Consider the following 25,031-nt stretch of genomic DNA (forward strand, 5'->3'; position numbering starts at 1 on the left):
CTCGTCGGGCGACGGTCAGTGGTCGTGGACCGTGTTCGTCGCCGCGATCTTCTTCCACGACTTCGGCTGCGCGGGCCGGGGAGCCGCGGACCGCGCGGCCGACCGGGCGGCCGGACCGGTCGCCGGCGCCGCCGCGGGCGCGGACAGGCCCGCCGCGGCCGCCGTCGACGCGGCCGGCTTCGACGGCTGGTACAGCCAGGTGTCGAAGAGCCCGGCCAGCGGCTTGCCGGAGACCCGCTCCGCGTACCGCACGAAGTCGCCGACGCGCGCGTTGCCGTAGGCGAACTCCTGCGGCCAGCCCTTCAGGATCGCGAAGAAGTCCTCGTCGCCGATCTCGTTGCGCAGGGCCTGGAGCGCCAGCGCGCCCCGGTCGTACACGGCGATGTGGAACTGGTTCTCCGCGCCCGGGTCACCCGGCTTGACCGTCCAGAACGGGTCCTCGGCCGTCCGCGTGGCGTACACGTAGTCCGCCAGCTCCTGCGCCGTGCCCTCGCCCTCCTTCTCCGACCACAGCCACTGGCTGTAGCGGGCGAAGCCCTCGTTGACCCAGATGTCCTTCCAGTCGCGGACGGACACGCTGTCGCCGTACCACTGGTGCGCCAGCTCGTGCACGACGACCGACACGTTCGCGCCGTTGGCGAACTGCCGCGGGCTGTAGAACGGGCGGGTCTGCGTCTCCAGGGCGAAGCCGCTGGTCACGTTCGGCACGTACCCGCCGAGGGAGTTGAAGGGGTACGGCCCGAAGACCCCCTCCAGCCACTCCGCGACCTCGGTCGTGCGCTCGATCGAGGCGCGCGCGGCCCCGTCGTTGTCGCCGAGGTCCTTGCTGTACGCGTTGAGGACCGGCAGCCCGTTGGCCGTCCTGTCCGTCGTGATGTCGAACTTGCCGACGGCGAGCGTGGCCAGATAGGTCGCCTGCGGCTTGTTGGAGCGCCAGTTGAAACGGGTCCAGCCGAGCTTCGAGGACTGCGACTGGAGCACGCCGTTGCTGATGGCCTGCGTGCCGTCCGGCACGGAGACGGAGACGTCGAAGGTGGCCTTGTCCAGCGGGTGGTCGTTGGACGGGAACCACCAGACGGCCGAGTCCGGCTCCTGCGCGGCGACACCGCCGTCCGGGGTGCGGGCCCAGGCCGACCAGCCGTCGACCTTGAACTCCGAGGGCTTGCCCGCGTAACGGACGACGACCGAGATCGCCTTGTTCTTCTCCAGCGGGGCGGCCGGGGTCACCTCCAGCTCGTGATCGCCCGAGGTGGTGAACTTCGCGAGGCGCCCGTTCACCCGGACCTCGCTGACCTTCAGACCGAGGTCCAGATTGAACCGGGACAGGTTCTGCTTCGTCGTGGCGAGGATCGTCGCCGTACCTTCGAGCAGATCGGTCGCCGGCTGGTACTTCAGCCGCAGGTCGTAGTGGGAGACGTCGTAGCCGCCGTTGCCGCTGGCGGGGTAATAGGAGTCGCCGATGCCCGGGGCCCCGGGGGTGAAGTCGGCCGCCGATGCCGGGATCGCCAGCAGCAGGGAGGCCGCGAGGGCGCTCGGAACGATGATTCTGCGGTGCACAGGTGCTCCCCAAGTCATAAGAAACGTAAGACGCGCGGGTGGTCGTCGGTCCTTAGCTCGGACCCTATTCAGCCCTCCGACGCACCGTCACGTCCAGAGGACCCCCTGTCACACGATCGCCATTCGGCCGACATGAACCCGTCCGTCCCCGGAATGACCCTGAATCACCCCTGATTGCCTCCGGCACTCTTTTGCGCGGGAGTTGACCGGGGTACGTTCCCGCCCATGCCGATGCGAAAGCGGAGAACCCGCGGAGCCCGACTGCCGTACGGAACGCTCGTGGCCGCGGCCACGGCCGCCCTGCTCGCGACCCTGGTCGGCCCGGCCGGCGCGCAGCCGGAGCCCGCGGCGCCCGCCGCGTCCGTCCAAGGCTCCCTGGGCTCCCCACGCGAGTCACGGCCCGTCCACTCCTACGCCGACGCCATCCGCGAGTCCGTCTGGGTCGACACCGGCCTCGACGGCGACGGGGACGGGCGCGGCGACCGGGTCGCCGTCGACATCGTCCGGCCCCGGGAGCCCGCGGCGGCGGGCCGGAAGATCCCGGTCATCATGGACGCGAGCCCGTACTACGCCTGCTGCGGACGCGGCAACGAGAGCCAGAAGAAGACGTACGACGCCGACGGGAACCCCGTCCAGTTCCCGCTCTTCTACGACAACTTCTTCGTCCCGCGCGGCTACGCCTTCGTCGCCGTCGACCTCGCCGGCACCAACCGCTCCGACGGCTGCGACGACGTCGGCGGACGCTCCGACGTCCGCTCCGCCAAGGCCGTCGTCGACTGGCTGAACGGCCGCGCCCGCGGCTACACCACCCGCACCGGTACGGCGCGGGCCGGGGCCACCGGCTGGAGCACCGGCAACGTCGGCATGATCGGCAAGAGCTGGGACGGCACCATCGCCAACGGCGTGGCCGCCACCGGGGTGGAAGGGCTGAAAACGATCGTTCCGATCGGGGCCATCTCCTCCTGGTACGACTACTTCCACTCCCAGGGCGCCCCGCTCTACAACGCCAACCCGAGCTGGCTCTCCGAGTACGTGAACAGCCCCGAAGCGCAGGCCCGCTGCGGGGCCGTCCAGGACCGGATCACCGAGGCCACCCCGTACAGCGGCGACTGGACGCCCGCCTGGACCGAGCGGGACCACGTGCGGGACGCCTCGAAGGTGAAGGCCAGCGTCTTCGTCGTCCACGGACAGCAGGACCTGAACGTGCGCGCCAACCAGTTCGGGAAGTGGTGGGACGCGCTCGCCGCCCACGGCGTCGAGCGGAAGATCTGGCTCTCCCAGACCGGCCACGTCGACCCCTTCGACTTCCGGCGCGCCGACTGGGTCCGCACCCTGCACCGCTGGTTCGACCACTACCTGCTCGGCTACGACAACGGCATCGACCGCGAACCGGTCGCCGACATCGAGCGCGCCCCGGACCGCTGGACCACCGACCGGCAGTGGCCGCCGCGCGGCACCTCGGCCACCACCCTGCGCCCCGCCCCGGGCGCCGCGCCCGGCGCCGGCACCCTCGGCCGGACGCCCGCCGCCTCCGGGTCCACCGCGACCTTCACCGACGACCCGGGCCTCGGCGAACTGGACTGGGCCGCCCGCGTCGACTCCGCGACCCCCGAGAAGGCCGGGTTCGTCACCCGGCCGCTCTCCCGCGACCTGCGGATCTCCGGCTCCTCGAAGGTGACGGTCACCGCCACCCCGACCACCGCCACCGCGCACCTCTCCGCCGTCCTCGTCGACCTCGGCCCCGACACGATCCGCGACTACGGCGCGGCGGGGGAGGGCATCAGCACGCTGACCGACCGCACCTGCTGGGGTGCGAGCACCCCCGGCGACAGCGCCTGCTTCAAGGAGACCCGGGCCCGCACGGCGGACGTCGGGTACACGGTCGTCAGCCGTGGCTGGGCCGACCTCGGCACCTGGGCGAACCCGCGCGAGGAGCGGCCGCTGACCCCCGGCAGGGCGTACACCCTGACCCTGGACCTCGCCGCCACCGACCACGTCGTCCCGGCGGGCCACCGCCTCGCCCTGATCGTCGGCGGCACCGACAAGGACCTGATCGACCCTCCGTCGACCACCCCCACCCTGACCCTCGACCTCACCCGCACGTGGGCGAAGGTGCCCCTGGTCGGTGGCCCGGACGCGTTCACCCGGGCCACCACGGGACCGTCCCCGGCCCTGCCCTCGCCCGCCGCCCGGCCGTCGCTGAGCGACAGCGGCCCCGTACCGCCGGCCGCCGTCACCGGTCCGCGCCTCCCCGCGGCGGGAGCCGCCCGATGAGACTCCGCACCGCGCAGAGGAGGTCCCGCCGCGTGCTCGCCCTCGCGGCGGGCACCGCCGCCCTCGCCCTGCCGCTCGTCACCGTCCCCGCCAAGGCGGCGGACAGCGCGCCCCCGAGCCCCCTCCCGCGCACCGGCTTCGAGACGAGCCACGGTGCCCGGTGGACCACGGAGGACGAGGAGCGGGAGTTCCTCGCGGCCGTCGACCGGCGCAGCGACCGGGTGTCGCTGCGCACGATCGGCACCACCTCGCAGGGCAGACCGCTGCGGCTCGCCACCCTCGGCACGGGCGGCACCACCGTGCTCCTCGTCTGCACCCAGCACGGCGACGAGCCCGCGGGCCGCGAGGCCTGCCTGAGCACGCTGCGCGACCTCTCCACCGCCGAGGACACGGAGACCCGGCGCCTCCTCGCCCGGACCACGATCCTCGTCGTCCCCACCGCCAACCCCGACGGCAGGGAGGCCGACACCCGGGGCAACGGCGACGGCATCGACGTCAACCGCGACCACATCGCCCTGCGCACCGCCGAGGCCCGGGCCGTGGCCGCCGTCATCCGCGACCGGCGCCCCGAACTCGTCTACGACCTCCACGAGTACGGGGCCACTCCTCGCTACTACGACAAGGACCTGCTCGCCCTCTGGCCCCGCAGCCTCGACGCCGACCCGCACGTCCACGACGAGTCCCGGACGCTCTCGGAGTCCTACGTCCGGCCCGCCGCCGGGCTCGCCGGCTACAGCACCGGCATCTACGGCATCTGGACCGACCCCCTCACCGGCAAGCCGGTCAAGCAGGTCGCGGGCGACGGCCAGGAGCGGATCCTGCGCAACACCGCGGGCATCAAGCACGCGGCCGGCCTGCTCGTCGAGACCCGCGTGGACGCGCTCGACGAGGCCGAGAAGGACGACCCGGCACGCAACCACCGGCGCCGCGTCGCCACCCAACGGGCCGCGCTGGACGGAGCGTTCGCCTATCTCGACGAGCGGCGCGGGCCGCTCCTGGCGGCCACCGCCGTCGCCCGGCACGCCGGGTTCGCCGACCGGGGGCCCGTCTTCCTCGGCGGCGCCGACAACGACCCGCCGGAGCCCGGGGAGATCCTCGCTGACCCGCCCTGCGGCTACCGCCTCGACGCCGCCCAGTACGCCGAGGCGGGCGACGAACTCGCCCTGCACGGGGTCACCGTCCGGCGGGACGGCGCCGGGGTGTTCGTGCCGCTGCGCCAGTCGCAGCGCGCGCTCGTCCCGCTCCTCCTCGACGAGCGCGCGACCTATCACCTCGTCAGTGGGAGTCCTGTGAAGGAATGTTGACGGTCGGGCGGCAGGGGCGCGCGATGGCGGGAAACCGACGGTGGCAGAGGTAAAGTTACCGACCGGTACTGACCATGCCTCAAACCGGCGTTCCGCGCCGGGAAGTTGGAGAACCACCATGCGCCACACCATGACCCTGCGCCGCACCCTGACGGCCGTGCTCACCACGACGCTGCTCGCCGGAGGCGTGCTGCTCGGCCAGACAGTCACCGCCGAGCCCGCGGCCGCCGCCAAGATCACCTGCAACATCGACAAGCTGCGGGCGGACGCCCGCAAGGAGCGCGACCGGGCCGCCCAGCTCCGCCGCCTCGGTGCCACGACGGAGGCCCGCAAGGCCGCCGCCCGCGCCGACGCCCTGGAGCGCCGCGCCCAGCAGTGCCACGACGCGGAGAACAACAACCGCCCGCCGCTCTGGAAGTAGCGGCTCGCGCGGGGCGGGTGCGGTCCGAAAAGGGCCGTACCCGCCCCGCGGCCGTTCTCTGTCGCACGGCAGTCGCACGGGCAGCCGCAGGGCAGCCGCAGAGCAGTCGTACGTCCGTCGCGCGTCAGCCGTGCGTCATCCGCCCACCAGCTCCGCCGCCCGCTCCGCGCAGCCCCAGGCCACCGTCACCCCCGCGCCCCCGTGCCCGTAGTGGTGCACCAGCCGGCCGCCGCCCGGCAGCGGCACCGCCTCGATCCGCACGCCGCCCGCCCGCGCGGGCCGGAGCCCCACCCGGTGTCCGAGGATCCGCGCCCCCGCGATCTCCGGCCGCACCCGCGCGCACCGCGCGACGATCGCCGCCGCCGTCGCCGGATCGGCGTCGAGCCCCTCCGCCCCCTCCTCGGCCGTCCCGCCCAGGATCAGCCGGCCCGGCTGCGGGAAGAAGTACGTCGTCTCGCCCGCCCCGTCGTCCGCCGCCGTGAACCACTCCTCGACGCCCGGGTTCTCCACGAGCACCAACTGCCCCCGCACCGGCCGCAGTCCGGCATCCGGTACGAGCTCCCGCGCGCCGAGCCCCGCGCAGTCGACGACCACCCGCGCCCGCGCCGCGGCCTCCTCGAACCCGGTGACCGCACGCCGCTCGAAGACCCCGCCCGCGGCCTCGAACCGGCCCCGCAGCCACGTCAGATGGACCGGCATGTCGATGAGCGGGATCCGGGCCGCCAGGCCCACGTCGTACGGCCCCGGCACCTCCTCCGGAGCCAGCTGCCGCAGCCCCGCCACCTCCTTCGCCCACGGGCCCAGCGTGTCCAGGACGACGTCCGCGTGGACCCCGGCCACCCAGCGCACCCCCGTCCGCTCCGGATCGCCGGCCAGCTCCCCGTACACGCGGAGCGAGGCCAGCGCCCAGGCGCCGACCTCCGCCGCCGGCTCGATCCGGTACGGCCACCACAGGGCACCCGCCACGGCCGACGTCGTCGCCGTCACGTCGTCCCGTGACCAGATCCGTACCCGCAGTCCGCGCTCCGCCAGCGTCACCGCCGTCGTCAGCCCGACGACCCCGCCACCCACCACGATCACGTCGCTGTCCATGGCGCGGACCGTACCGGGACCGGGACATTTCCGGGACTCCCCAGCCATGGAACGGGGCCGTATCCGGGGAAATACTTCCTGCATGCCGTCCGCGTACACGACCTTCGACCTCACCGGCCCTCACCGCGACACCCCCGATCTCGTGGTCGACGGCAGGCCCCTGCTCCACCGGCTCGACGAGGTCGAGGGCATCGACGCCGTCTCGCCCCTGGCCTCGGACCTCCCGCCCGCCGTCCGCGCCGAGTCCGTCCGCGGGCTGCTCTTCGACTCCGCGTCCTCCGCCGGCCGCCGGACCGTCTACTCCTGCCCCGGGTGCGAGGACCCGGGCTGCGGCGCCGTCACCGCGGTCGTCGAGCGCGACGGCGAGGACGTCGTCTGGCGCGACTTCGCCTGGCGGACCGGCGGCCAGGACGACCCCGTCGACCTCGACCGCGACGGCTACCCGGGCGTCGGCCCGTACCGCTTCCGCGGCGACACCTACCGCGCGGTCCTGCTCCGCCTCCTCGGCGACGCGACCGCCGAGCCCCACGGCGCCCGGCTCGCCGCCGCCTGACCGGAGCGGGCCCGACGGGAGCCGGCCGAGGGAAGCCGGGTCGACCGGAGCAGGCCCGCCCCGAGCGCGGCCTGGCCGAAGCAGGCCCGCTCCGAGCGAGGCCCGACGGGAGCAGGCCCGGCCGAAGCGCGCCGATCGCGGCAGGCCACGGAAGCCGGGTCGATCGGGGCAGGTCCGGCCGGGCGGAGCAGTGCTCCCGCCGTCGCCTAGGATTCGTACCCTCATGACTGCAACCCTCGTCGCCAAGGACCTCGCCGCCGGCCACGGCGAACGCACCCTCTTCGCCGGGCTCGACCTCGTCGTCGCCCCCGGTGACGTCATCGGCCTCGTCGGCGTCAACGGCGCCGGGAAGTCCACGCTGCTCCGGCTGCTCGCCGGGCTCGACACCCCGGAGGAGGGCGAGCTGCGGCTCTCCCCGCCCACGGCGAGCGTCGGCCACCTCCCGCAGGAGCCCGAGCGGCGCGCCGGCGAGACCGTGCGCGAGTTCCTCGCCCGCCGCACCGGCGTCACCGCCGCCCAGACCGCCATGGACGAGGCCACCCAGGGCCTCGTCGACGGCACACCGGGTGCCGACGACGCGTACGCCGAGACGCTGGACCGCTGGCTGAACCTCGGCGGCGCCGACCTCGACGAGCGCGCCGAGGAGGTCTCCGACTCCCTCGGCCTCACCGTCGGCCTCGACCAGCCGATGACCTCGCTCTCCGGCGGCCAGGCCGCCCGCGCCGGTCTCGCCTCGCTGCTCCTCTCCCGCTACGACGTCTTCCTCCTCGACGAGCCCACCAACGACCTGGACCTCGACGGTCTGGAGCGCCTGGAGGGCTTCGTGAAGGGGCTGCGCGCCGGGACGGTCGTCATCAGCCACGACCGCGAGTTCCTCACGCGCACGGTCACCAAGGTCCTCGAACTCGACCTCGCCCAGCAGCAGATCACCCTGTACGGCGGCGGTTACGACGCGTACCTCGACGAGCGCGACACCGCCCGGCGGCACGCCCGCGAGGACTTCGAGGAGTACGCGGGCAAGAAGGCCGCCCTCGAAGCGCGCGGCCACATGCAGCGGTCCTGGATGGACAAGGGCGTCAAGAACGCCCGCCGCAAGGCCACCGACAGCGACAAGCTCGGCCGCAACGCACGCAGCGAGGCCAGCGAGAAGCAGGCCGCGAAGGCCCGGCAGACCCAGCGCATGATCGAGCGCCTCGACGTCGTCGACGAGCCCCGCAAGGAGTGGGAGCTGCGCATGGAGATCGCCTCCGCCCCGCGCTCCGGCTCGGTCGTGGCGACGCTCCGCGAGGCCGAGGTGCGCCGCGGCGACTTCGCCTTCGGCCCCGTCACGCTCCAGATCGACTGGGCCGACCGGGTCGCCGTCACCGGCGCCAACGGCGCCGGGAAGTCGACGCTGCTCGCCGCCCTCCTCGGCCGTCTCCCGCTGGACTCCGGCGACACGGTCGTCGGCTCGGGTGTCGTCGTCGGCGAGGTCGACCAGGCCCGCAAGCTCTTCCACGGCACCGAGACGCTCCTGGAGGCGTTCTGCGCGGCCGTGCCCGACACCGAGCCCGCCGAGGTCCGCACCCTGCTGGCCAAGTTCGGGCTGAAGGCGGAGCACGTCATGCGGCCCGCCACCACGCTCTCCCCGGGCGAGCGGACGCGCGCCGCGCTCGCACTGCTCCAGGGCCGGGGCGTGAACCTGCTCGTGCTCGACGAGCCGACCAACCACCTGGACCTGCCGGCCATCGAGCAGCTGGAGTCCGCCCTCGACTCGTACACCGGCACCCTGCTCCTGGTCACCCACGACCGGCGCATGCTCGACGCCGTCCGCACGACCCGCCGCATCGAGGTCGCCGACGGCAAGGTGACCGAGCTCTGATGGCGACCTCATGACGATCTCCTTCGGCTGGGGGCCCGTCGAGGCACGGGCCCTCGCGCCGGCGGCGGCCTGTGTCGTCGTGGTCGACGTGCTCTCCTTCACCACGTCCGTCGGCGTCGCCGTGGAGGGCGGCACCGCCGTCCTCCCGTACCGCTGGCGGGACGCCACCGCGGCGGCGTTCGCGCGGGAGCAGGACGCGGTGCTCGCCGTCGGCCGGCGCGAGGCCACCGAGGCGCACCCGTGGACGCTCTCCCCGGCCGCTCTGCGCGCCGCCCCGACGCCGCCGCGCCTGGTCCTGCCGTCCCCGAACGGCTCCACGATCGCGGCGGAGGCCGCCTCGGGCGGGGCGACCGTGGTCGCCGCCTCCCTGCGCAACCCCACGGCCGTCGCCCGCTGGCTCGCGGACCGGGGATACGGCTCCGCGGACCGCCCGCTCGCCGTGATCGCCTCCGGCGAGCGGTGGCCCGACGGCTCGCTGCGCCCCGCCCTGGAGGACCTGCTCGGCGCGGGAGCGGTGCTCTCCGCCCTCGCGCGTACGGGCGTCCCGACCCCCGAGGCGAGCGCGGCGGCCACGCTCTGGGCGGCGACGGAGGACCCGGTCGCCGCCTTGCACGGCTGCGACTCGGGCCGTGAACTGTACGAGTACGGCTATCCGCAGGACGTGGCCGTGGCCGCCGAGATCGACAGCTCGACGACCGTCCCCGTCCTCGTGGACGGTGCATTCCAGGAGGCAGCACCATGACCGACCTACTGACCCGGCTGACCGCGATGCTGGACGATCTCGACGCGGACGTCGACGAGACGATCGACCTCGCCGACGAGGTCGCCGCCTCGGGCGACGCCGGTCTCCTTCCCCGCCTCCAGGCGGAGCTGGACCGCGCCCTCACCGAGCGGAACGCCTACGCCCGTGAACTCCTCGGCGGCGTCCTCGCCGCCATCGGCGGCCCTGACGCCCTCCCGACCCTGATCCGCGCCTCGGCCGTCGACCTCGGCGACGACCAGGACGGCCTGGCCGCCGAGATCGTCGACCTGGTCCAGGCGGACCCGAAGACGGCCACGCGGGTGCTCCGGCCGCTGACGGAGGACGACGACCTCGACGTCGCCAACCGCGCCGAGTGGGCCCTGCGCTTCGTGCCGTAGGGCTGTGACGTGCGACGAGGCCGCGACCCCGGTGGGGTCGCGGCCTCGGTCGTTCACGCGGTGGGCGGGGTGGGCCCGGAGCGCGCCCTACTTGCGCTTGCCGCCGCCCTCACCCAGGAGACCGGCCTTGCGCAGGGCGTCCGCCATCGCGCTGTTGCCCGGCGCCGGGGCCGACGAGCGGTCCCGTCCGCCCCTCTCGTCCCGGCCGCCGCGCTCGGTCCGACGGCCACCACCGCCACCGCCGGATCCGCCGGATCCACCGCCCTGCCGCTGCTGCGGCGGACGGCCACCCCGGTCGCCGCGGGCGCTTCCGTCGCCGCGCTCGCCCCGCTCGCCCCGCTTGGGCGCGCCGCCCGACGCGTCCGCGCCCGCCTCGTCGTCGAGGCGCAGGGTCAGGGAGATCCGCTTGCGCGGGATGTCCACGTCCATGACCTTGACCTTGACCACGTCACCGGGCTTCACGACGTCGCGCGGGTCCTTGACGAAGGTCTTCGACATCGCCGACACGTGCACCAGGCCGTCCTGGTGCACACCGATGTCGACGAACGCCCCGAAGGCGGCCACGTTCGTGACGACCCCCTCCAGGACCATCCCCGACGCCAGGTCGCCGATCTTCTCGACGCCCTCCTTGAAGGTGGCCGTCTTGAACGCCGGCCGCGGGTCGCGGCCGGGCTTCTCCAGCTCGCGCAGGATGTCCGTCACCGTCGGCAGACCGAAGCTCTCGTCGACGAAGTCGTCGGCGCGCAGCGACCGCAGCGTGCCCGTGTCGCCGATCAGCGCGGCGACCTGGCCGCCCGTCGTCTTCGCCATCCGGCGCACCACCGGGTACGCCTCCGGGTGCACCGACGAGGAGTCGAGCGGGTCGTCGCCGCCCCGGATGCGCAGGAAGCCCGCGCACTGCTCGTACGCCTTCGGGCCGAGCCTGGCCACGTCCTTCAGCGCCTTGCGGGAGCGGAACGGGCCGTTGGCGTCGCGGTGCGCGACGATGTTCTCGGCGAGACCGGTGCTGATGCCGGAGACCCGCGAAAGCAGCGGCGTGGAGGCGGTGTTGACGTCGACGCCGACGCCGTTCACACAGTCCTCGACCACGGCGTCGAGCGAGCGCGAGAGCTTCACCTCGGCCAGGTCGTGCTGGTACTGGCCGACGCCGATCGACTTCGGGTCGATCTTCACGAGCTCCGCCAGGGGATCCTGGAGGCGCCGCGCGATCGAGACGGCGCCGCGCAACGACACGTCGAGGTCGGGGAGTTCCTGCGAGCCGAAGGCGGAGGCCGAGTAGACCGAGGCGCCGGCCTCCGAGACCATCACCTTGGTCAGGTTCAACTCGGGGTGCTTGGCGAGGAGTTCGGTCGCCAGCTTGTCGGTCTCGCGGGAGGCCGTGCCGTTGCCGATCGCGATCAGCTCGACCGCGTGCTGCTTCGCGAGACGCGCCAGCCGGTCGAGCGCCTGGTCCCACTTGTTGGCGGGGACGTGCGGGTAGATCGTGTCGGTGGCCACGACCTTGCCGGTCGCGTCGACGACCGCGACCTTCACGCCGGTGCGGAAACCGGGGTCGAGGCCCAGCGTCGCCCGGGTGCCGGCGGGTGCGGCGAGCAGCAGGTCCCGCAGGTTCGCGGCGAAGACCCGGACGGCCTCGTCCTCGGCGGCCGTCCGCAGCCGCAGCCGCAGGTCGATCCCGAGGTGCACCAGGATGCGGGTCCGCCAGGCCCAGCGGACCGTGTCCTGGAGCCACTTGTCGCCGGGGCGCCCCCGGTCGGCCACGCCGAAGCGGTGCGCGACGATCCCCTCGTACGAGGACGGTCCCGGCGTCTCGGACGGCTCCTCCGGCTCCAGGTCCAGGCTGAGGACGTCCTCCTTCTCGCCGCGCAGCATGGCGAGCACGCGGTGCGAGGGCAGCGCCGTGAACGGCTCGGCGAAGTCGAAGTAGTCGGCGAACTTCGCCCCGGGCCCCTCCTTGCCGTCGCCCTGCCCGTCCCGAACCTTCGCGACCAGCCGGCCCCGGCCCCACATGCGCTCGCGCAGCTCGCCGATCAGGTCGGCGTCCTCGGAGAACTTCTCGGTGAGGATCGCCCGCGCGCCCTCCAGGGCCGCGGCGGCGTCCGCGACGCCCTTGTCCGCGTCCACGAAGGCGGCCGCGGCGGACGTCGGCTCCACCGAGGGGTCGCTCAGCAGGCCCTCCGCGAGCGGCGTCAGACCGGCCTCGCGGGCGATCTGGGCCTTCGTCCTGCGCTTCGGCTTGAAGGGCAGGTAGATGTCCTCAAGCCGTGCCTTGGTGTCGGCGGCCCGGATCCGGGCCTCAAGCTCCTCCGTCAGCTTGCCCTGCTCGCGTACCGAGTCGAGGATCGCCGACCGGCGGTCCTCCAGCTCGCGCAGATAGCGCAGCCGCTCCTCCAGGGTGCGGAGCTGCGCGTCGTCGAGCATCTCGGTCGCTTCCTTGCGGTAGCGCGCGATGAACGGCACGGTCGAACCGCCGTCGAGCAGCTCGACGGCCGCCTTCACCTGTCGCTCGCGTACGCCGAGTTCCTCGGCGATCCTTGCTTCGATGGACGTCGTCACGGTGTCCCGACTCGCCTTCTCGTGCCTCAAGCTTGCGAGTGCATTGTGCCGGGTCGGTCACCCGGATGCGGCAACCGACCCGTCCCGCGCGCGTCCCCGCGCCCGCGCCGGCCCCCGCTCAGCCCTTGCCGACGAGGTCCGCGGGGAAGGCGCCCGCGACCGCCGCCGTCATCAGGAAGCCGCGCCCGAGCTCGGTGAGCCGCTCGACCCCGGCCGCGCCGAGGTGCTCGTACGGGGCGGAGTCCAGCCGGTCGGTCCGCTCCTCCAGCTCGTCGCGGAGGGCCGTACCGGCCTCGGTGAGCTCGCCGTCGGCGGCGAGGAGCCCGCGCTCGCGCAGCCGCTCCGCGGCCGCCTCCCAGTCGGCGCGCTGCCAGCCGCGCGAGCCGAGGACCCAGCGCGGGGACATGCCCTTGCCGGTGGCGGTGTGGGAGACGAGGGCCTCGACGGGGTCGAGCCCGGCGGTCAGCAGGGCCGCGAGGTGGCCGTCGCCGCGGTGCTCGCGCAGCAGGGTGGCGGCGTACCAGTAGGCGAGGTGCGGGGCCTCCGGCACCGGCAGGTCCGCGTGGGCCGAGTAGAGCGGCCGGGCGTGCCGGGTGCAGGCCTCCGTGGCGCGCAGGGCGAGCATCGCGGCCTCGGCCATCTCCGGGGAGGAGACGGTGTCGTCGCCCAGGAGACGGCGCAGGGTCGCGTCGACGGTGCGCAGCCGCGCGTCCAGGACGTCGGCGGGGGAGGCGGTCTCCCAGACGGCGGGGAGGTGCCGGGCGAGCAACTCGTGGCTGTAGTTGTAGAAGGTCGCGGCGACCGTGCCCGCACCCACCGCGCCGAGGGCGGCGCTCCGCGCGGCGAGCCGCATCGCACTCCGGTCGGTGAAGCCGAGGGCGCCGAACTCGCGGTCCAGGTCCGGCGAGAAGTAGAGCGTGGAGTGCAGCGGGTTGAGGGCGTTGTGGCAGCGGCGTCCGGCGCGCGGCGGCAGGGCAGTCGTCATGACCCGAAGGTTACCGACTGGTCGGTACGACGGGAACAGGCCGACGGACGGGAACAGGTGGTGACCGACGGGAACAGGCCGACCGACGGGAACAGGTGGCGACCGACGGGAACAGGTGGACCGACGGGACCGCGGCGGCCGATGGCAGAAAAAGTGGGATGTGCGTCGTTGCGGACGCCCCCGGCGCCGCCAAGGATGGGGGCATGACGCAGCGACCCGTACTCGTCGTCCTCTTCGACGGCGTGCAGAGCCTCGATGTCACCGGCCCCTTCGAGGTGTTCGCCGGTGCGGGCCGCGCCGCAGGCGACCCCGCCGCGTACGCGATCCGCACCGCCTCCCTGGACGGCGGACCGGTCCGTACGCACAGCGGGCTGCGGATCCTCCCCGACACCACCCTCGCCGAGGCGGTCGCCGACGGCGCCCCGCACACCCTCGTCGTCCCCGGCGGCGAGGGCACGCGGGACCCCGACCCCGCCCTCGTCGACTGGCTGCGCACGCACGCCCCGGACGCCGGGCGCCTGGTCTCCGTCTGCACGGGGGCGCTGCTCCTCGCCGAGGCCGGGCTCCTCGACGGACACCGGGCGACGACCCACTGGATGGCCTGCGACCACCTCGCCCGCCGCTACCCCGAGGTCGACGTCGAGCCGGACCCCATCTTCGTCCGGGACGGCCGCCTCTCCACCTCCGCCGGCGTCACCGCGGGCATCGACCTGGCGCTCGCCCTCGTCGAGGAGGACCTCGGCCGGGACGTCGCCCTCACCGTCGCCCGCCACCTGGTCGTCTTCCTGCGCCGCCCCGGCAACCAGGCCCAGTTCAGCGCCCAGCTCGCCGCCCAGACCGCCCACCGGGAGCCGCTGCGCGACCTCCAGCAGTGGATCACCGAGCACCCCGGCGCGGACCTCTCCGTCGAGGCTCTCGCCGCCCGCGCCCGGCTCTCGCCCCGGCACTTCGCCCGCGCCTTCCACGCCGAGACCGGCACGACCCCCGGCCGCTACGTCGACCGGGTCCGGCTCGAACACGCCCGCCGCCTCCTGGAGGAGACCTCGCGCGGCGTCGAGGAGGTCTCCCGCACCACCGGCTACGGCACCCCCGAGGCGATGCGCCGCGCCTTCGTCAAGGCGCTCGGCACCGCCCCGGCGGAGTACCGCCGCCGCTTCCACGTACCTGCCGGCTGACCACGCCCACTGCCATCGAAAGGGTTCACCATGCAGATCGCCGTCCTGCTCTACGACCGCTTCACCACCCTCGACGCCGTCGGACCGTACGAGCTCCTGGCCCGCCTCCCCGGCGCCGAGACCGTCTTCGTGGCAAAGGAGGCCGGCCCCGTCCGCAACGACCAGGGCAGCCTCGCCCTCGTCGCCGACCGGACCCTCGCCGAGGTCCCGCACCCGGACATCGTCCTCGTCCCCGGCGGCCCCGACGCGCGGGTGGCCATGGACGACCCGGAGATCCTCGACTGGCTCCGCGCCGCCGACGCCACCAGCACCTGGACCACCTCCGTCTGCACCGGCTCGCTGATCCTCGCCTCGGCGGGCCTGCTCAAGGACCGCCGGGCGACGACCCACTGGCTGGCCTTCGACGAGCTGCGGGCCCTCGGCGTCGAGCCCACCGGCGAGCGGGTCGTCTTCGACGGCAAGTACGTCACCGCCGCCGGGGTCTCCTCCGGCATCGACATGGCGCTGCACCTGCTGGGCCGGATCGCCGGCGACGAGACCGCCCAGACGATCCAGCTCCTCACGGAGTACGACCCGCAGCCGCCGTACGACGCGGGCTCCCCGGAGAAGGCCCCGGCCTCGATCGTCGCGCACTGGCGCGGAACGCCCGTCGAGTCGCTCGCGCGGGACTGAAGCTCAGAGCCAGTACGTGAAGCGGGGCGCGCGGCGCTCCAGGAAGGCGGCGACCCCCTCTGCGATGTCGCCGCTGCCGCGTGCCTGCTCCGCCCAGTGGGCGTCCCGGTCCGTCCGTCCGTCGGCGAACTCCTTGGCCGCGGCCTGGGTCAGCAGCGAGCGCGAGACGAGCACCTGCCCGAACTCGGCCACCCGCTTGTCCAGTTCGCCCGCCGGGTGCACCTCGTCCACGAACCCCGTCCGCAGCGCCCGCTCCGTGTCCATCAACTCGCCCGAGAACAGCAGGTACTTGGCGGTCGAAGGCCCCACGAGGGCGGTCAGCCTTCGGGTCGACGAGGACGCGTAGACGATGCCGAGCTTGGAGGGGGTGATCCCGAAGCGGGCGCCCTCCTCGGCGAAGCGCAGGTCGCAGGCGGCGGCGAGCTGACTGCCGCCCCCGACGCAGAAGCCCCGGACCGCCGCGAGCGTCGGTTTCGGGAAGGCCGCGAGCGCCTCCTCGGCCCGTACCGCGAGGCTCTGCTGCTCGTCGCCCGGCTCCCGCAGCGCCGAGATGTCCGCCCCGGCGCAGAAGGTGTCGCCCTCGCCGGTCAGAACGAGGGCCCGCACGGTGCGGTCGGCGGCGAGCCGGTCGAGCACGCCGGGCAGCGCGCGCCACATGGCGGCGCTCATCGCGTTGCGCTTGGCGGGGTTGGCGATGACGACGGTGGCGACCCCGTCGGTGACGCTGTCCTTCAGCTGCGGCTCCATGGGCCGGATGCTATCCGCCGTACCGAACGTACGATCAGGAAGGGCCGCCGGATCCGGGGCCTTCAGAAAGCGCGCAGGAGCAGTCGAACAACTGACGTTGGCATACCCACCCGATCAGAAGGTGGCCGATAAGTGTCGACTTCTGGTCAGTAGGCCGGTCCGCCCGCGCGGATTGCCAAGACTCGATCCGTGGCGAGAATCGAGCACGAGGGTGGGAACCGGACCGTGGACACCCACGGAGGTGTACCCGCCCGGTCACCGTCCTACGAAGGAGTCTGGCGCTTCACCGCACCCGCGGTCGACGTCTCCGTCCCGCAGGCCCGGCACGCCGTACGCGACCTGTTGGTCCGCCAGGGAGTCCCCGTCCATGACGAGATCATGGACGGCCTGCTGCTGATCGTCTCCGAGCTGGTCACCAACGCCGTGCGGCACGCGGCGCTGCTGTCGCCGGAGATAGCGGTGGAGGTCGCGATCGGCCCCGAGTGGATCCGGGTCTCCGTCGAGGACAACCATCCGTACCGCCCCAAGGCACTGGAGGCGGACTACGGACAGACCGGGGGGCGCGGACTGCTCCTGGTCCGGGAGATCGCCCAGGAGGCCGGCGGCGCCTGCGACGTCGAGCACACGGCGAGCGGCGGCAAGATCATCTGGGCGGCGCTGCCCCTGGCCCCGATGGCACCGGGGCCGGGGGGCGCACCTCAGGAGGCGGCGGTCACCAGCCCCCGGACGGACCCGTCAGTTCCCTGACGGCCGGACGCGCCGCGTCGAGCACCGTCATGAACCAGGCGGAGAACGGCGCGGCGGCGTGCCGCTCGGCCAGTTCGGCGGCGGTCACGAAGACGGTGTCCTCGATCTCCTCCGGGTCGGGCCGCGGTTCGGCCTGCACCAGGCCGACGAAGAGGTGGTTGAACTCCTGCTCCACCAGGCCCGAGGCCGGGTCCGGGTGGTTGTAGCGGACGGTGCCCGCCTCGGCGAGCAGCGTCGGCGAGACACCGAGCTCCTCGAAGGTCCGCCGGGCGGCCGCGGCGAACGGCGCCTCGCCCGGGTAGGGGTGGCCGCAGCAGGTGTTGGACCAGACACCGGGGGAGTGGTACTTGCCCAGCGCCCGGCGCTGGAGCAGCAGCCGACCGGACTCGTCGAAGAGGAAGACGGAGAAGGCGCGGTGCAGCTGGCCCGGCGCCTGGTGCGCGGCGAGCTTCTCCGCCGTGCCGATGGTCGTCCCGTCCTCGTCGACCAGTTCGAGCATGATCGGCGCCGGGGCTCCGGACGGCTGGACGCCGTTCGACGTGATCTCCGGCGAGATCTGAGCCACTGTGGCTGGTGTGGTCGGCATACCCGTCCTTCGCTTCGGTCCTCGGCCCGGTGGGGCCACCCCAGTCTGCCGTACAAAAGAGGCTTGTCCCCACTTCGTCGGCCGGACGTCGCCGCTCCCACCGCACCGGAGTACACCCGGCGCGGCGGGAGCGGAAGGGGCTCAGGCGGCCGTCAGACCCCGAAAGCCGCCGGATAGACGAGCGTGCCCGACGGGACGGACGCGGAACCGTCCAGGACGAGCGCCATCATGACCTCGTCCGGAACCTCGAAACCTGGCTTGATTCCATATGCGGACGCCCGTACGAACCCGAACCGCGGGTAGTACTCCGCATGCCCCAGGACGAGGACGAGCGGCTCGCCCCGGAGCCGGGCCGCGTCCAGCACCGCCCGGACGACGGCCTGCCCGGCCCCCGTCCGCTGGTGCTCCGGAGCCACCGAGACCGGCGCGAGCGCGGCCGCGGGGGCGCCGTCCACCCGGCAGCGGGTGATCAGGGCGTGCGCCGCGACCGTGCCGTCCGGGGCCTCCGCCACGTACGACAGGCCCGGCAGCCACGCGTCGGCGTCCCGCCGGAGGGCGTCGACCAGATCGGCCTCCGTCTCCGACGGGGTGTCCACCGACCCGAAGGCCGTCGACACGACCCGCCGGATCGCCGGGGCGTCCTCGGCGGTCTCCTCGCGGACGCGCCAGCGCGGATCGGCCGGCCGCAGGACGAAGCCGGCGTAGCCGTAGTCGGTGCCGTGCTCGCGCCGCAGCGCGATCTCGGCGCGCGCCCCGGCCACGGCCTCGGCCATGCCCGGCACGGTGGTGTCCGCCGCCTCGGCGTGCGCGGCGAGCGGGACGTAGTACTCGTCCCAGTCGCTCTCCGGCTGCGGGACGGTTCCGAGGACGTGGTAGCCGGCCCCGACCGCCGCCGCCGCGTTCCCGGCGACGGTACGGAGGGCGTAGTGCTCCTCCCAGAAGGCGCGGGCCTCGGGGCCCGGCTCCTCGGCGGTCCACACGCACTCGGTGAGCACGAGGGTGCCGCCCGGCGCGAGCAGCCTGCGCCACTCGGCCAGCGCCCGGTCGAAGCCGAGGACGAAGACCGAGCTCTCGGCCCAGACCAGGTCGAAGGAGCCGTCGGGGAACGGCAGTGCGCCCATGTCGGCGCGGAGGGTGCGGATCGAGCCGTCGAGCCCGCGCGCGGCGGCGGACTCCCGCAGCTCGGCCAGGAACGGCTCGTGGGTGTCGACGGCGGTCACCTCGGCGCCCGCCTCGGCGGCCAGGAGCAGCGCGGAGCGGCCCGGGCCGCAGCCGAGGTCGAGCACGCGCGGGCGCTCCGGAAGCCGCCCCCCACGCCCCTGGGGGGACCCCCACGCGAGCGCGAGGAGCCGACGGGTGGTGGTGTCGGAGCCGGGGCCCTGCCGCGGAAGACCGTGGTGCAGGGCGAAGAAGGAGTCGTGCAAAGCGTTGTCGGACAACGTGGGAAACCCTTGTGTGAGAGGGCCCCGGCCGACGACGTGACGTACCGGTGGGAAGACCGGGATCAGGTCAGCCGGTGACCCGGAAGCCGAAGCTGGACCGGGCGCTGCCGCACTGGGCAGCCTCCATCGCGACGGTCATCAACCTCAGCTCCTCTCTCCACGGGTGCGTTCGAAAAGGCTAACAGGCCGGGTGCCTCAGAGGCAGAGCTTGGCCTCGTGCTGTGCGTGGCCGGCCGGCTCCAGCTGGAAGGTGCAGTGCTCCACGTCGAAGTGGGAGCCCAGGCACCCCTGGAGGTCGTGCAGCATCTTCTCGTGTCCGACCGAGTCCAGCGCGCCCTGGTCGACCACCACGTGGGCGGAGAGCACCGGCATGCCGGAGGTGATCGTCCAGGCGTGCAGGTCGTGGACGTCCTCGACGCCGGGCAGCGCCAGTATGTGGGCCCGTACCTCGGCCATGTCGACGCCCTTGGGCGCCGCCTCCAGGAGCACGTCCAGGGTCTCGCGCAGCAGCTTGAGCGTCCGGGGCACGATCATCAGGCCGATCACGATCGAGGCGATCGGGTCGGCGTACTGCCAGCCCGTGGCCAGGATGATGCCGGCCGCGATGATCACCGTCACCGAGCCGAGCGCGTCCGCGAGCACCTCCAGATACGCCCCGCGCACGTTGAGGCTGTCCTTCTGTCCCCGTGCGAGCAGGGAGAGGGAGATCATGTTGGCCACGAGGCCGACGACGGCGAAGGCGATCGTCAGGCCGCCCTTGGTCTCGGCGGGCTGGACGAACCGCTGGATCGCCTCGTACAGCACGTAACCGCCGACGACGAGCAGCAGCAGACAGTTGGCGAGCGCCGCCAGGATCTCGGCCCGGGCGAATCCGAAGGTGCGGTTCCCGGACGGCGGCCGGTTGGCGAAGTGGATCGCGAGCAGCGCCATCGCGAGGCCGACGGCGTCCGTCGCCATGTGGGCCGCGTCGGCGATCAGCGCGAGCGAGTCGGCGACCACACCGCCGATGATCTCGATCACCATCACGGAGAGCGTGATGCCGAGCGCGATCCGCAACCGGCTCTTGTGCGCGGCCCCCGCGGTGCCCGTGGGGGGCGCTCCGCCGTGGCTGTGCCCGTGGTCGTGTCCAGCCCCCATGAGATGGCCTCCCGATCGCGTCGTTCCGTCTGCCCCAGGTGGCAAGTGAACTACGGGTGGGGGGTATGTGCAACACGGTACTGAACACCGTTGTCATATGCTCTGACCTGCGACGATGCCATCAGGACCGGCCATGGCGGGAAACGCTCGGCAAGGGCTCTCCGGGTGGTCTCCGGCCGGGGGCCGCGGTGCGGGCGGCCGATCGCCCATGATGATCTTCACGGGGGACGGCGCACCCGTGAGGCCACGGGTGGGCCCGGGGGAGTCCTGCCCGCGAAGCCTCGGTGAACTCACGCTCCGTTCATCCGATAGCCTCAGCCGACGTGCCGCCGCCCGGCGCCGGGCCGCACCGCCGCGCCCCGGGCCGCCACGGCCCGCAGGCCCCTCGTCAGCTCCAAGGAGTGAGTTCGTCTGTCGACCGCCATCCTCACCGGCCCGCCGGCACCCGGATCCTCGCTCGACGCTGATCTGCGGTCGCTCGGCTTCGACGTCCGGATCGCCACCGGCGCCGAGGAGACCGGCTCCCTGCTGGCAGCCGTCCCGGCGGGCGAGCGCGTCGCGCTCGTCGACCCCCGGTTCGTCGGCCACCTGCACGCCCTGCGCCTCGCGCTCACCGACCCCCGGTTCCCGGCCGCGGCCGCGCCCGGCGCGCTCACCGCGCAGAGCGAGGCCCGCCCCGCGCTCACCCGCGCGCTGACCACCGCGACCGCCGTGACCGTGCCCGCGGGGGCCGCCGGCGCCGACGGCCCCGCCGACGACCTCACCGGCACGGTCGCCGCCGCCCTCGACGCCGACGGCGTCGCCGTGCACCGGCCCCAGCTCGGCACCCTCGTCGCCACCGTGCCCACCGACGCCGAGGCCCGCCACGAGGCGCGCGCCGCCGTCGCCGCCGTCGACGAGGAGGCCGTACGCCTCCGCTCGGCCGTCAAGGCCCAGGACGGCTTCTTCACCACCTTCTGCGTCAGCCCGTACTCCCGCTACCTCGCCCGCTGGTGCGCGCGCCGCGGCCTGACCCCCAACCAGGTCACCACCGCCTCGCTGCTCACCGCGCTGATCGCGGCCGGCTGCGCCGCCACCGGCGAGCGCGGCGGCTACGTCGCCGCCGGCGTCCTCCTCCTCGTCTCCTTCGTCCTCGACTGCACCGACGGGCAGATCGCCCGCTACTCGCTGCAGTACTCGACGCTGGGCGCCTGGCTCGACGCGACCTTCGACCGCGCCAAGGAGTACGCCTTCTACGCGGGCCTCGCCCTCGGCTCCGCCCGCAACGGCGACGACGTCTGGGCCCTCGCCCTCGGCGCCATGGTCCTCATGACCTGCCGGCACATGGTGGACTTCGCGTTCTACGAGGCCACCCACGACGCCACGGCGGGCACGAGCCCCTCCGCCGCCCTCTCCGGCCGCCTCGACAGCGTCGGCTGGACCGTCTGGGTCCGCCGGATCATCATCCTGCCGATCGGCGAGCGCTGGGCGATGATCGCCGTCCTCACCGCCGTCACCACCCCCCGGATCGTCTTCTGGGCGCTGCTCGCCGGCTGCGCCTTCGCCGCCTGCTACACCACCGCGGGCCGCGTCCTGCGCTCCGTGACCCGCAAGGCGAAGCGGACCGACCGGGCCGCCCGGGCGCTCGACGACCTCGCGGACTCCGGCCCGCTGGCCCGGATCGCCGGCCGGATCTTCGGCGGCTTCGGGCTCGGGCTGCTCCCCGGCTTCGTCCTCGCGCTGATCGCCACGGGCATCCTGCTCGCCGCGGTCCTCGGCCGCCCCTTCGGGGACCCGCAGACCGTCGTCGCCGCCGCCCTCTCCGTGGTGTTCGCCGGCGTGGCCGTCCGCCGCCCCCTCAAGGGCGCCCTGGACTGGCTCGTCCCCCCGCTCTTCCGCGTCGCCGAGTACACCACCGTCCTCGTCCTCGCCGCCCGCTCCGACGCGGCGCACGCCCTCCCGGCGGCGTTCGGGCTGGTCGCGGCGGTCGCCTACCATCACTACGACACGGTGTACCGCATTCGCGGTGGCACCGGCGCGCCGCCCACGTGGCTGGTGCGCGTCACCGGCGGACACGAGGGGCGCACGCTCCTGGTGGTCGCTCTCGCCGCCCTCCTGGCGGACCGCGGTGACGACTTCACCCTGGCACTGACCGCCCTCGCGGTCGCCGTCGCGCTCGTGGTGCTCGTGGAGTCCATCCGTTTCTGGGTCTCCTCCGGAGCACCCGCCGTTCACGACGAAGGAGAAACAGCATGATCGGCCTCGTACTGGCAGCCGGTGCCGGACGCCGTCTGCGCCCCTACACCGACACCCTGCCGAAGGCCCTCGTGCCTGTCGACGGCGAGACCACGATCCTCGACGGGACGCTGAAGAACTTCGCCGAGATCGGTCTCACCGAGGTCGCGATCGTCGTCGGCTACCGCAAGGAGGCCGTCTACGCCCGCAAGGAGGCCCTGGAGGCGAAGTACGGCCTCACCATCACCCTCGTCGACAACGACAAGGCCGAGGAGTGGAACAACGCCTACTCCCTGTGGTGCGCCCGTGAGGTCCTCAAGCGCGGTGTGATCCTCGCCAACGGCGACACCGTCCACCCGGTCTCCGTCGAGGAGACCCTCCTCGCCGCCCGCGGCAACGGCCAGAAGATCATCCTCGCCCTCGACGCGGTGAAGAGCCTCGCCGACGAGGAGATGAAGGTCATCACCGCCGAGGGCAAGGGCGTCCAGCGCATCACCAAGCTGATGGACCCGGCGACCGCCACCGGCGAGTACATCGGCGTCACGCTCATCGAGGCCGAGGCCGCCGAGGAGCTCGCCGACGCCCTCAAGGCCACCTTCGAGCGCGACCCCGACCTCTACTACGAGGACGGCTACCAGGAGCTCGTCAACCGCGGCTTCACCGTCGACGTGGCCCCCATCGGCGACGTCAAGTGGGTCGAGATCGACAACCACGACGACCTCGCGAAGGGCCGTGAGATCGCGTGCCAGTACTGACCCGGCTGATCCCGTCGCCGGTCGTCGTCGACATCCGCCGAGGAGCGCTGGACGACCTCTCCGCGCTCCTGGCGGACCAGCGGATCTCCAGCAACGGCAAGATCGCCGTCGCCATCAGCAGCGGCTCGGGCCTGAAGCTGCGTGACCAGTTCGCGTCCGAGCTTCCGGGCGCGGACTGGTACCCGGTCTCCGGCGGCACCATCGACGAGGCCGTGAAGCTCGCCGACGCCATGCGCGGCAAGCGGTACGACGCCGTGGTCGCCCTCGGCGGCGGCAAGATCATCGACGTGACGAAGTACGCGGCGGCCCGGGTCGGCCTGCCGCTGGTGGCCATCGCCACCAACCTGTCGCACGACGGGATCTGCTCGCCGGTGTCCACCCTGGACAACGACAACGGGCGCGGCTCCTACGGTGTGCCGACCCCGATCGCGCTGGTCATCGACCTCGACGTGATCCGGGACGCCCCGGTGCGCTTCGTCCGCTCCGGCATCGGCGACGCGATCTCGAACCTCTCCGCCATCGCCGACTGGGAGCTCTCCCACCAGGAGACGGGCGAGCCCGTCGACGGGCTCGCGGCCGCCATGGCCCGCAGCGCCGGCGAGGCCGTGCTCCGCCACCCCGGCGGGGTGGGCGACGACGACTTCCTCGTCACGCTCTCCGAGGGCCTGGTGATGTCCGGCATCGCCATGTCCATCAGCGGTGACACGCGCCCCTCCTCGGGTGCCTGCCACGAGATCAGCCACGCCTTCGACCTGCTCTTCCCGACGCGGGCCGCGAGCCACGGCGAGCAGTGCGGTCTCGGCGCGGCCTTCGCCATGCACCTGCGCGGCGCCCACGAGGGCTCCGCGCTGATGGTCGAGACCCTGCGCCGGCACGGGCTGCCCGTCCTGCCGGAGGAGATGGGCTTCAGCGTGGACGAGTTCGTCCAGGCGGTGTCCTTCGCCCCGCAGACCCGGCCGGGCCGGTTCACCATCCTGGAACACCTCGACCTGTCCGACGACGAGATCAGGGACGCGTACGCCGACTATGCAAAAGCCATCGGTAGCTGAGCTCCGACCGGTCGTCCACCCTCCGGGTGTGAAGGACCGGCGGAGCGGTGAGCACTGGGGCGGCCGCCTGTACATGCGGGAGATCTCCCTGCGGATCACGCGGCGGCTGGTGACCACGAAGGTCACGCCCAACCAGCTGACCTACCTGATGACCGTCTTCGGCGTGCTCGCCGCTCCGGCCCTCCTCGTGCCGGGCATCCCTGGCGCCGTCCTCGGCGTCGTGATGGTCCAGATGTACCTGCTGCTCGACTGCGTCGACGGCGAGGTGGCCCGCTGGAAGAAGCAGTTCTCGCTCAGCGGCGTCTGGCTGGACCGGGTCGGTGCGTACCTCTGCGACGCGGCGGTGCTCGTCGGCTTCGGCCTGCGCGCCGCCGATCCGTGGGGTACGGGCCGGATCGACTGGCTGTGGGCCTTCCTCGGCACCCTCGCCGCCCTCGGCGCGATCCTGATCAAGGCCGAGACCGACCTCGTCGGCGTCGCCCGGCACCAGGGCGGACTCCCGCCGGTCAAGGAGGCGGCCGCCGAGCCGCGTTCCTCCGGCATGGCGCTGGCCCGCAGGGCCGCCGCCGCGCTCAAGTTCCACCGCCTGATCCTGGGGATCGAGGCCTCCTTCCTGATCCTGGCCCTCGCCATCGCGGACCAGATCAGGGGCGACCTCTTCTTCTCCCGGCTCGGCGTCGCCGTCCTCTGCGGCATCGCCCTGCTCCAGACCGTGCTGCACCTGGTGTCGATCCTGGTCTCCAGCAGGCTGAAGTGAGGTCGGC

General features: G+C 73.4%; 22 protein-coding genes. 14 read left to right on the plus strand and 8 right to left on the minus strand.

Annotation, left to right across the window (positions count from 1 at the left end; genetic code table 11):
* Positions 1-15: 15 nt before the first annotated feature.
* Positions 16-1,557 (minus strand): M1 family metallopeptidase, encoded by a 1,542-nt coding sequence (locus ACFC0G_RS28380; RefSeq protein WP_376408182.1) that lies wholly within the window; start codon positions 1,555-1,557, stop codon positions 16-18.
* A 225-nt stretch (positions 1,558-1,782) separates the two neighbouring features.
* Between ACFC0G_RS28380 and ACFC0G_RS28385 the strand changes: the two genes are divergently transcribed.
* The 3 genes from ACFC0G_RS28385 to ACFC0G_RS28395 all read left to right on the plus strand — a co-directional run bounded on the left by ACFC0G_RS28385 (position 1,783) and on the right by ACFC0G_RS28395 (position 5,556).
* Positions 1,783-3,831, plus strand: a complete 2,049-nt coding sequence (locus ACFC0G_RS28385; RefSeq protein WP_376408185.1) for a Xaa-Pro dipeptidyl-peptidase — start codon at positions 1,783-1,785, stop codon at positions 3,829-3,831.
* Positions 3,828-5,135 carry a M14 family metallocarboxypeptidase gene (locus ACFC0G_RS28390; RefSeq protein WP_376408188.1) on the plus strand — a complete coding sequence of 436 codons (1,308 nt, stop codon included), beginning with the start codon at positions 3,828-3,830 and terminating at the stop codon, positions 5,133-5,135. The genes ACFC0G_RS28385 and ACFC0G_RS28390 overlap by 4 nt, the downstream gene beginning before the upstream one ends.
* Positions 5,136-5,253: 118 nt before the next feature.
* Positions 5,254-5,556 carry a hypothetical protein gene (locus ACFC0G_RS28395; protein ID WP_376408191.1) on the plus strand — a complete coding sequence of 101 codons (303 nt, stop codon included), beginning with the start codon at positions 5,254-5,256 and terminating at the stop codon, positions 5,554-5,556.
* Positions 5,557-5,691: 135 nt separating this feature from the next.
* On the opposite strand, the gene ACFC0G_RS28400 is transcribed toward ACFC0G_RS28395, so the two are convergent.
* Positions 5,692-6,648, minus strand: a complete 957-nt coding sequence (locus ACFC0G_RS28400) for an FAD-dependent oxidoreductase (protein ID WP_376408193.1) — start codon at positions 6,646-6,648, stop codon at positions 5,692-5,694.
* 82 nt (positions 6,649-6,730) lie between these two features.
* Between ACFC0G_RS28400 and ACFC0G_RS28405 the strand changes: the two genes are divergently transcribed.
* From ACFC0G_RS28405 to ACFC0G_RS28420, 4 genes are all read left to right on the plus strand, one after another.
* Positions 6,731-7,201, plus strand: coding sequence for a hypothetical protein (locus ACFC0G_RS28405; RefSeq protein ID WP_376408196.1), 471 nt, complete (start codon positions 6,731-6,733; stop codon positions 7,199-7,201).
* Positions 7,202-7,424: 223 nt separating this feature from the next.
* Entirely contained in the window at positions 7,425-9,062 is a 1,638-nt protein-coding gene (locus ACFC0G_RS28410; RefSeq protein ID WP_376408199.1) for an ABC-F family ATP-binding cassette domain-containing protein, read from the plus strand.
* A 10-nt stretch (positions 9,063-9,072) separates the two neighbouring features.
* Entirely contained in the window at positions 9,073-9,804 is a 732-nt protein-coding gene (locus ACFC0G_RS28415; RefSeq protein ID WP_376408201.1) for a 2-phosphosulfolactate phosphatase, read from the plus strand.
* On the plus strand, positions 9,801-10,202 hold the full coding sequence (locus ACFC0G_RS28420; protein ID WP_376408204.1) for a hypothetical protein: 402 nt from the start codon (positions 9,801-9,803) through the stop codon (positions 10,200-10,202). Before ACFC0G_RS28415 ends, ACFC0G_RS28420 begins: the two co-directional genes overlap by 4 nt.
* 87 nt (positions 10,203-10,289) lie before the next feature.
* On the opposite strand, the gene ACFC0G_RS28425 is transcribed toward ACFC0G_RS28420, so the two are convergent.
* Entirely contained in the window at positions 10,290-12,758 is a 2,469-nt protein-coding gene (locus ACFC0G_RS28425; protein ID WP_376408207.1) for a Tex family protein, read from the minus strand.
* 118 nt (positions 12,759-12,876) lie between these two features.
* Positions 12,877-13,743 (minus strand): hypothetical protein, encoded by an 867-nt coding sequence (locus ACFC0G_RS28430; RefSeq protein ID WP_376408209.1) that lies wholly within the window; start codon positions 13,741-13,743, stop codon positions 12,877-12,879.
* A 203-nt stretch (positions 13,744-13,946) separates the two neighbouring features.
* Between ACFC0G_RS28430 and ACFC0G_RS28435 the strand changes: the two genes are divergently transcribed.
* Entirely contained in the window at positions 13,947-14,918 is a 972-nt protein-coding gene (locus ACFC0G_RS28435) for a GlxA family transcriptional regulator (RefSeq protein ID WP_376408211.1), read from the plus strand.
* Positions 14,919-14,948: 30 nt separating this feature from the next.
* The gene (locus ACFC0G_RS28440) at positions 14,949-15,590 is read left to right on the plus strand and encodes a DJ-1/PfpI family protein (protein WP_376408213.1); all 642 of its coding nucleotides are present in this window, start codon (positions 14,949-14,951) and stop codon (positions 15,588-15,590) included.
* A gap of 3 nt (positions 15,591-15,593) precedes the next feature.
* Here the strand turns inward: ACFC0G_RS28440 and ACFC0G_RS28445 are convergent, their stop codons facing one another.
* Positions 15,594-16,337: an enoyl-CoA hydratase/isomerase family protein gene (locus tag ACFC0G_RS28445; protein WP_376408216.1), complete on the minus strand. Its 744-nt coding sequence runs from the start codon at positions 16,335-16,337 to the stop codon at positions 15,594-15,596.
* 225 nt (positions 16,338-16,562) lie between these two features.
* Here ACFC0G_RS28445 and ACFC0G_RS28450 point away from each other — a divergent pair, with 225 nt between their 5' ends.
* The gene (locus ACFC0G_RS28450) at positions 16,563-17,084 is read left to right on the plus strand and encodes an ATP-binding protein (protein WP_376408542.1); all 522 of its coding nucleotides are present in this window, start codon (positions 16,563-16,565) and stop codon (positions 17,082-17,084) included.
* On the opposite strand, the gene idi is transcribed toward ACFC0G_RS28450, so the two are convergent.
* From idi to ACFC0G_RS28465, 3 genes are all read right to left on the minus strand, one after another.
* Positions 17,050-17,670 (minus strand): isopentenyl-diphosphate Delta-isomerase, encoded by a 621-nt coding sequence (gene idi, locus ACFC0G_RS28455; RefSeq protein WP_376408218.1) that lies wholly within the window; start codon positions 17,668-17,670, stop codon positions 17,050-17,052. The two genes, ACFC0G_RS28450 and idi, sit on opposite strands and share 35 nt — an antisense overlap.
* A 152-nt stretch (positions 17,671-17,822) precedes the next feature.
* Complete coding sequence (locus tag ACFC0G_RS28460; protein WP_376408221.1) at positions 17,823-19,109, minus strand: GNAT family N-acetyltransferase; 1,287 nt, start codon at positions 19,107-19,109, stop codon at positions 17,823-17,825.
* 198 nt (positions 19,110-19,307) lie between these two features.
* Positions 19,308-20,249 carry a cation diffusion facilitator family transporter gene (locus ACFC0G_RS28465; protein WP_376408223.1) on the minus strand — a complete coding sequence of 314 codons (942 nt, stop codon included), beginning with the start codon at positions 20,247-20,249 and terminating at the stop codon, positions 19,308-19,310.
* 411 nt (positions 20,250-20,660) lie between these two features.
* Here ACFC0G_RS28465 and ACFC0G_RS28470 point away from each other — a divergent pair, with 411 nt between their 5' ends.
* The 4 genes from ACFC0G_RS28470 to ACFC0G_RS28485 are packed head-to-tail and all read left to right on the plus strand — an operon-like array spanning position 20,661 to position 25,024.
* Positions 20,661-22,484 carry a DUF5941 domain-containing protein gene (locus tag ACFC0G_RS28470; protein ID WP_376408545.1) on the plus strand — a complete coding sequence of 608 codons (1,824 nt, stop codon included), beginning with the start codon at positions 20,661-20,663 and terminating at the stop codon, positions 22,482-22,484.
* The gene (locus ACFC0G_RS28475; RefSeq protein ID WP_376408225.1) at positions 22,481-23,218 is read left to right on the plus strand and encodes a sugar phosphate nucleotidyltransferase; all 738 of its coding nucleotides are present in this window, start codon (positions 22,481-22,483) and stop codon (positions 23,216-23,218) included. The genes ACFC0G_RS28470 and ACFC0G_RS28475 overlap by 4 nt, the downstream gene beginning before the upstream one ends.
* Positions 23,206-24,267, plus strand: coding sequence for an iron-containing alcohol dehydrogenase family protein (locus ACFC0G_RS28480; protein ID WP_376408227.1), 1,062 nt, complete (start codon positions 23,206-23,208; stop codon positions 24,265-24,267). Before ACFC0G_RS28475 ends, ACFC0G_RS28480 begins: the two co-directional genes overlap by 13 nt.
* Entirely contained in the window at positions 24,245-25,024 is a 780-nt protein-coding gene (locus ACFC0G_RS28485) for a CDP-alcohol phosphatidyltransferase family protein (protein WP_376408230.1), read from the plus strand. The genes ACFC0G_RS28480 and ACFC0G_RS28485 overlap by 23 nt, the downstream gene beginning before the upstream one ends.
* Positions 25,025-25,031 lie beyond the last annotated feature (7 nt).

This window comes from Streptomyces sp. NPDC056169 (assembly GCF_042268445.1).
Lineage (GTDB): Bacteria > Actinomycetota > Actinomycetes > Streptomycetales > Streptomycetaceae > Streptomyces.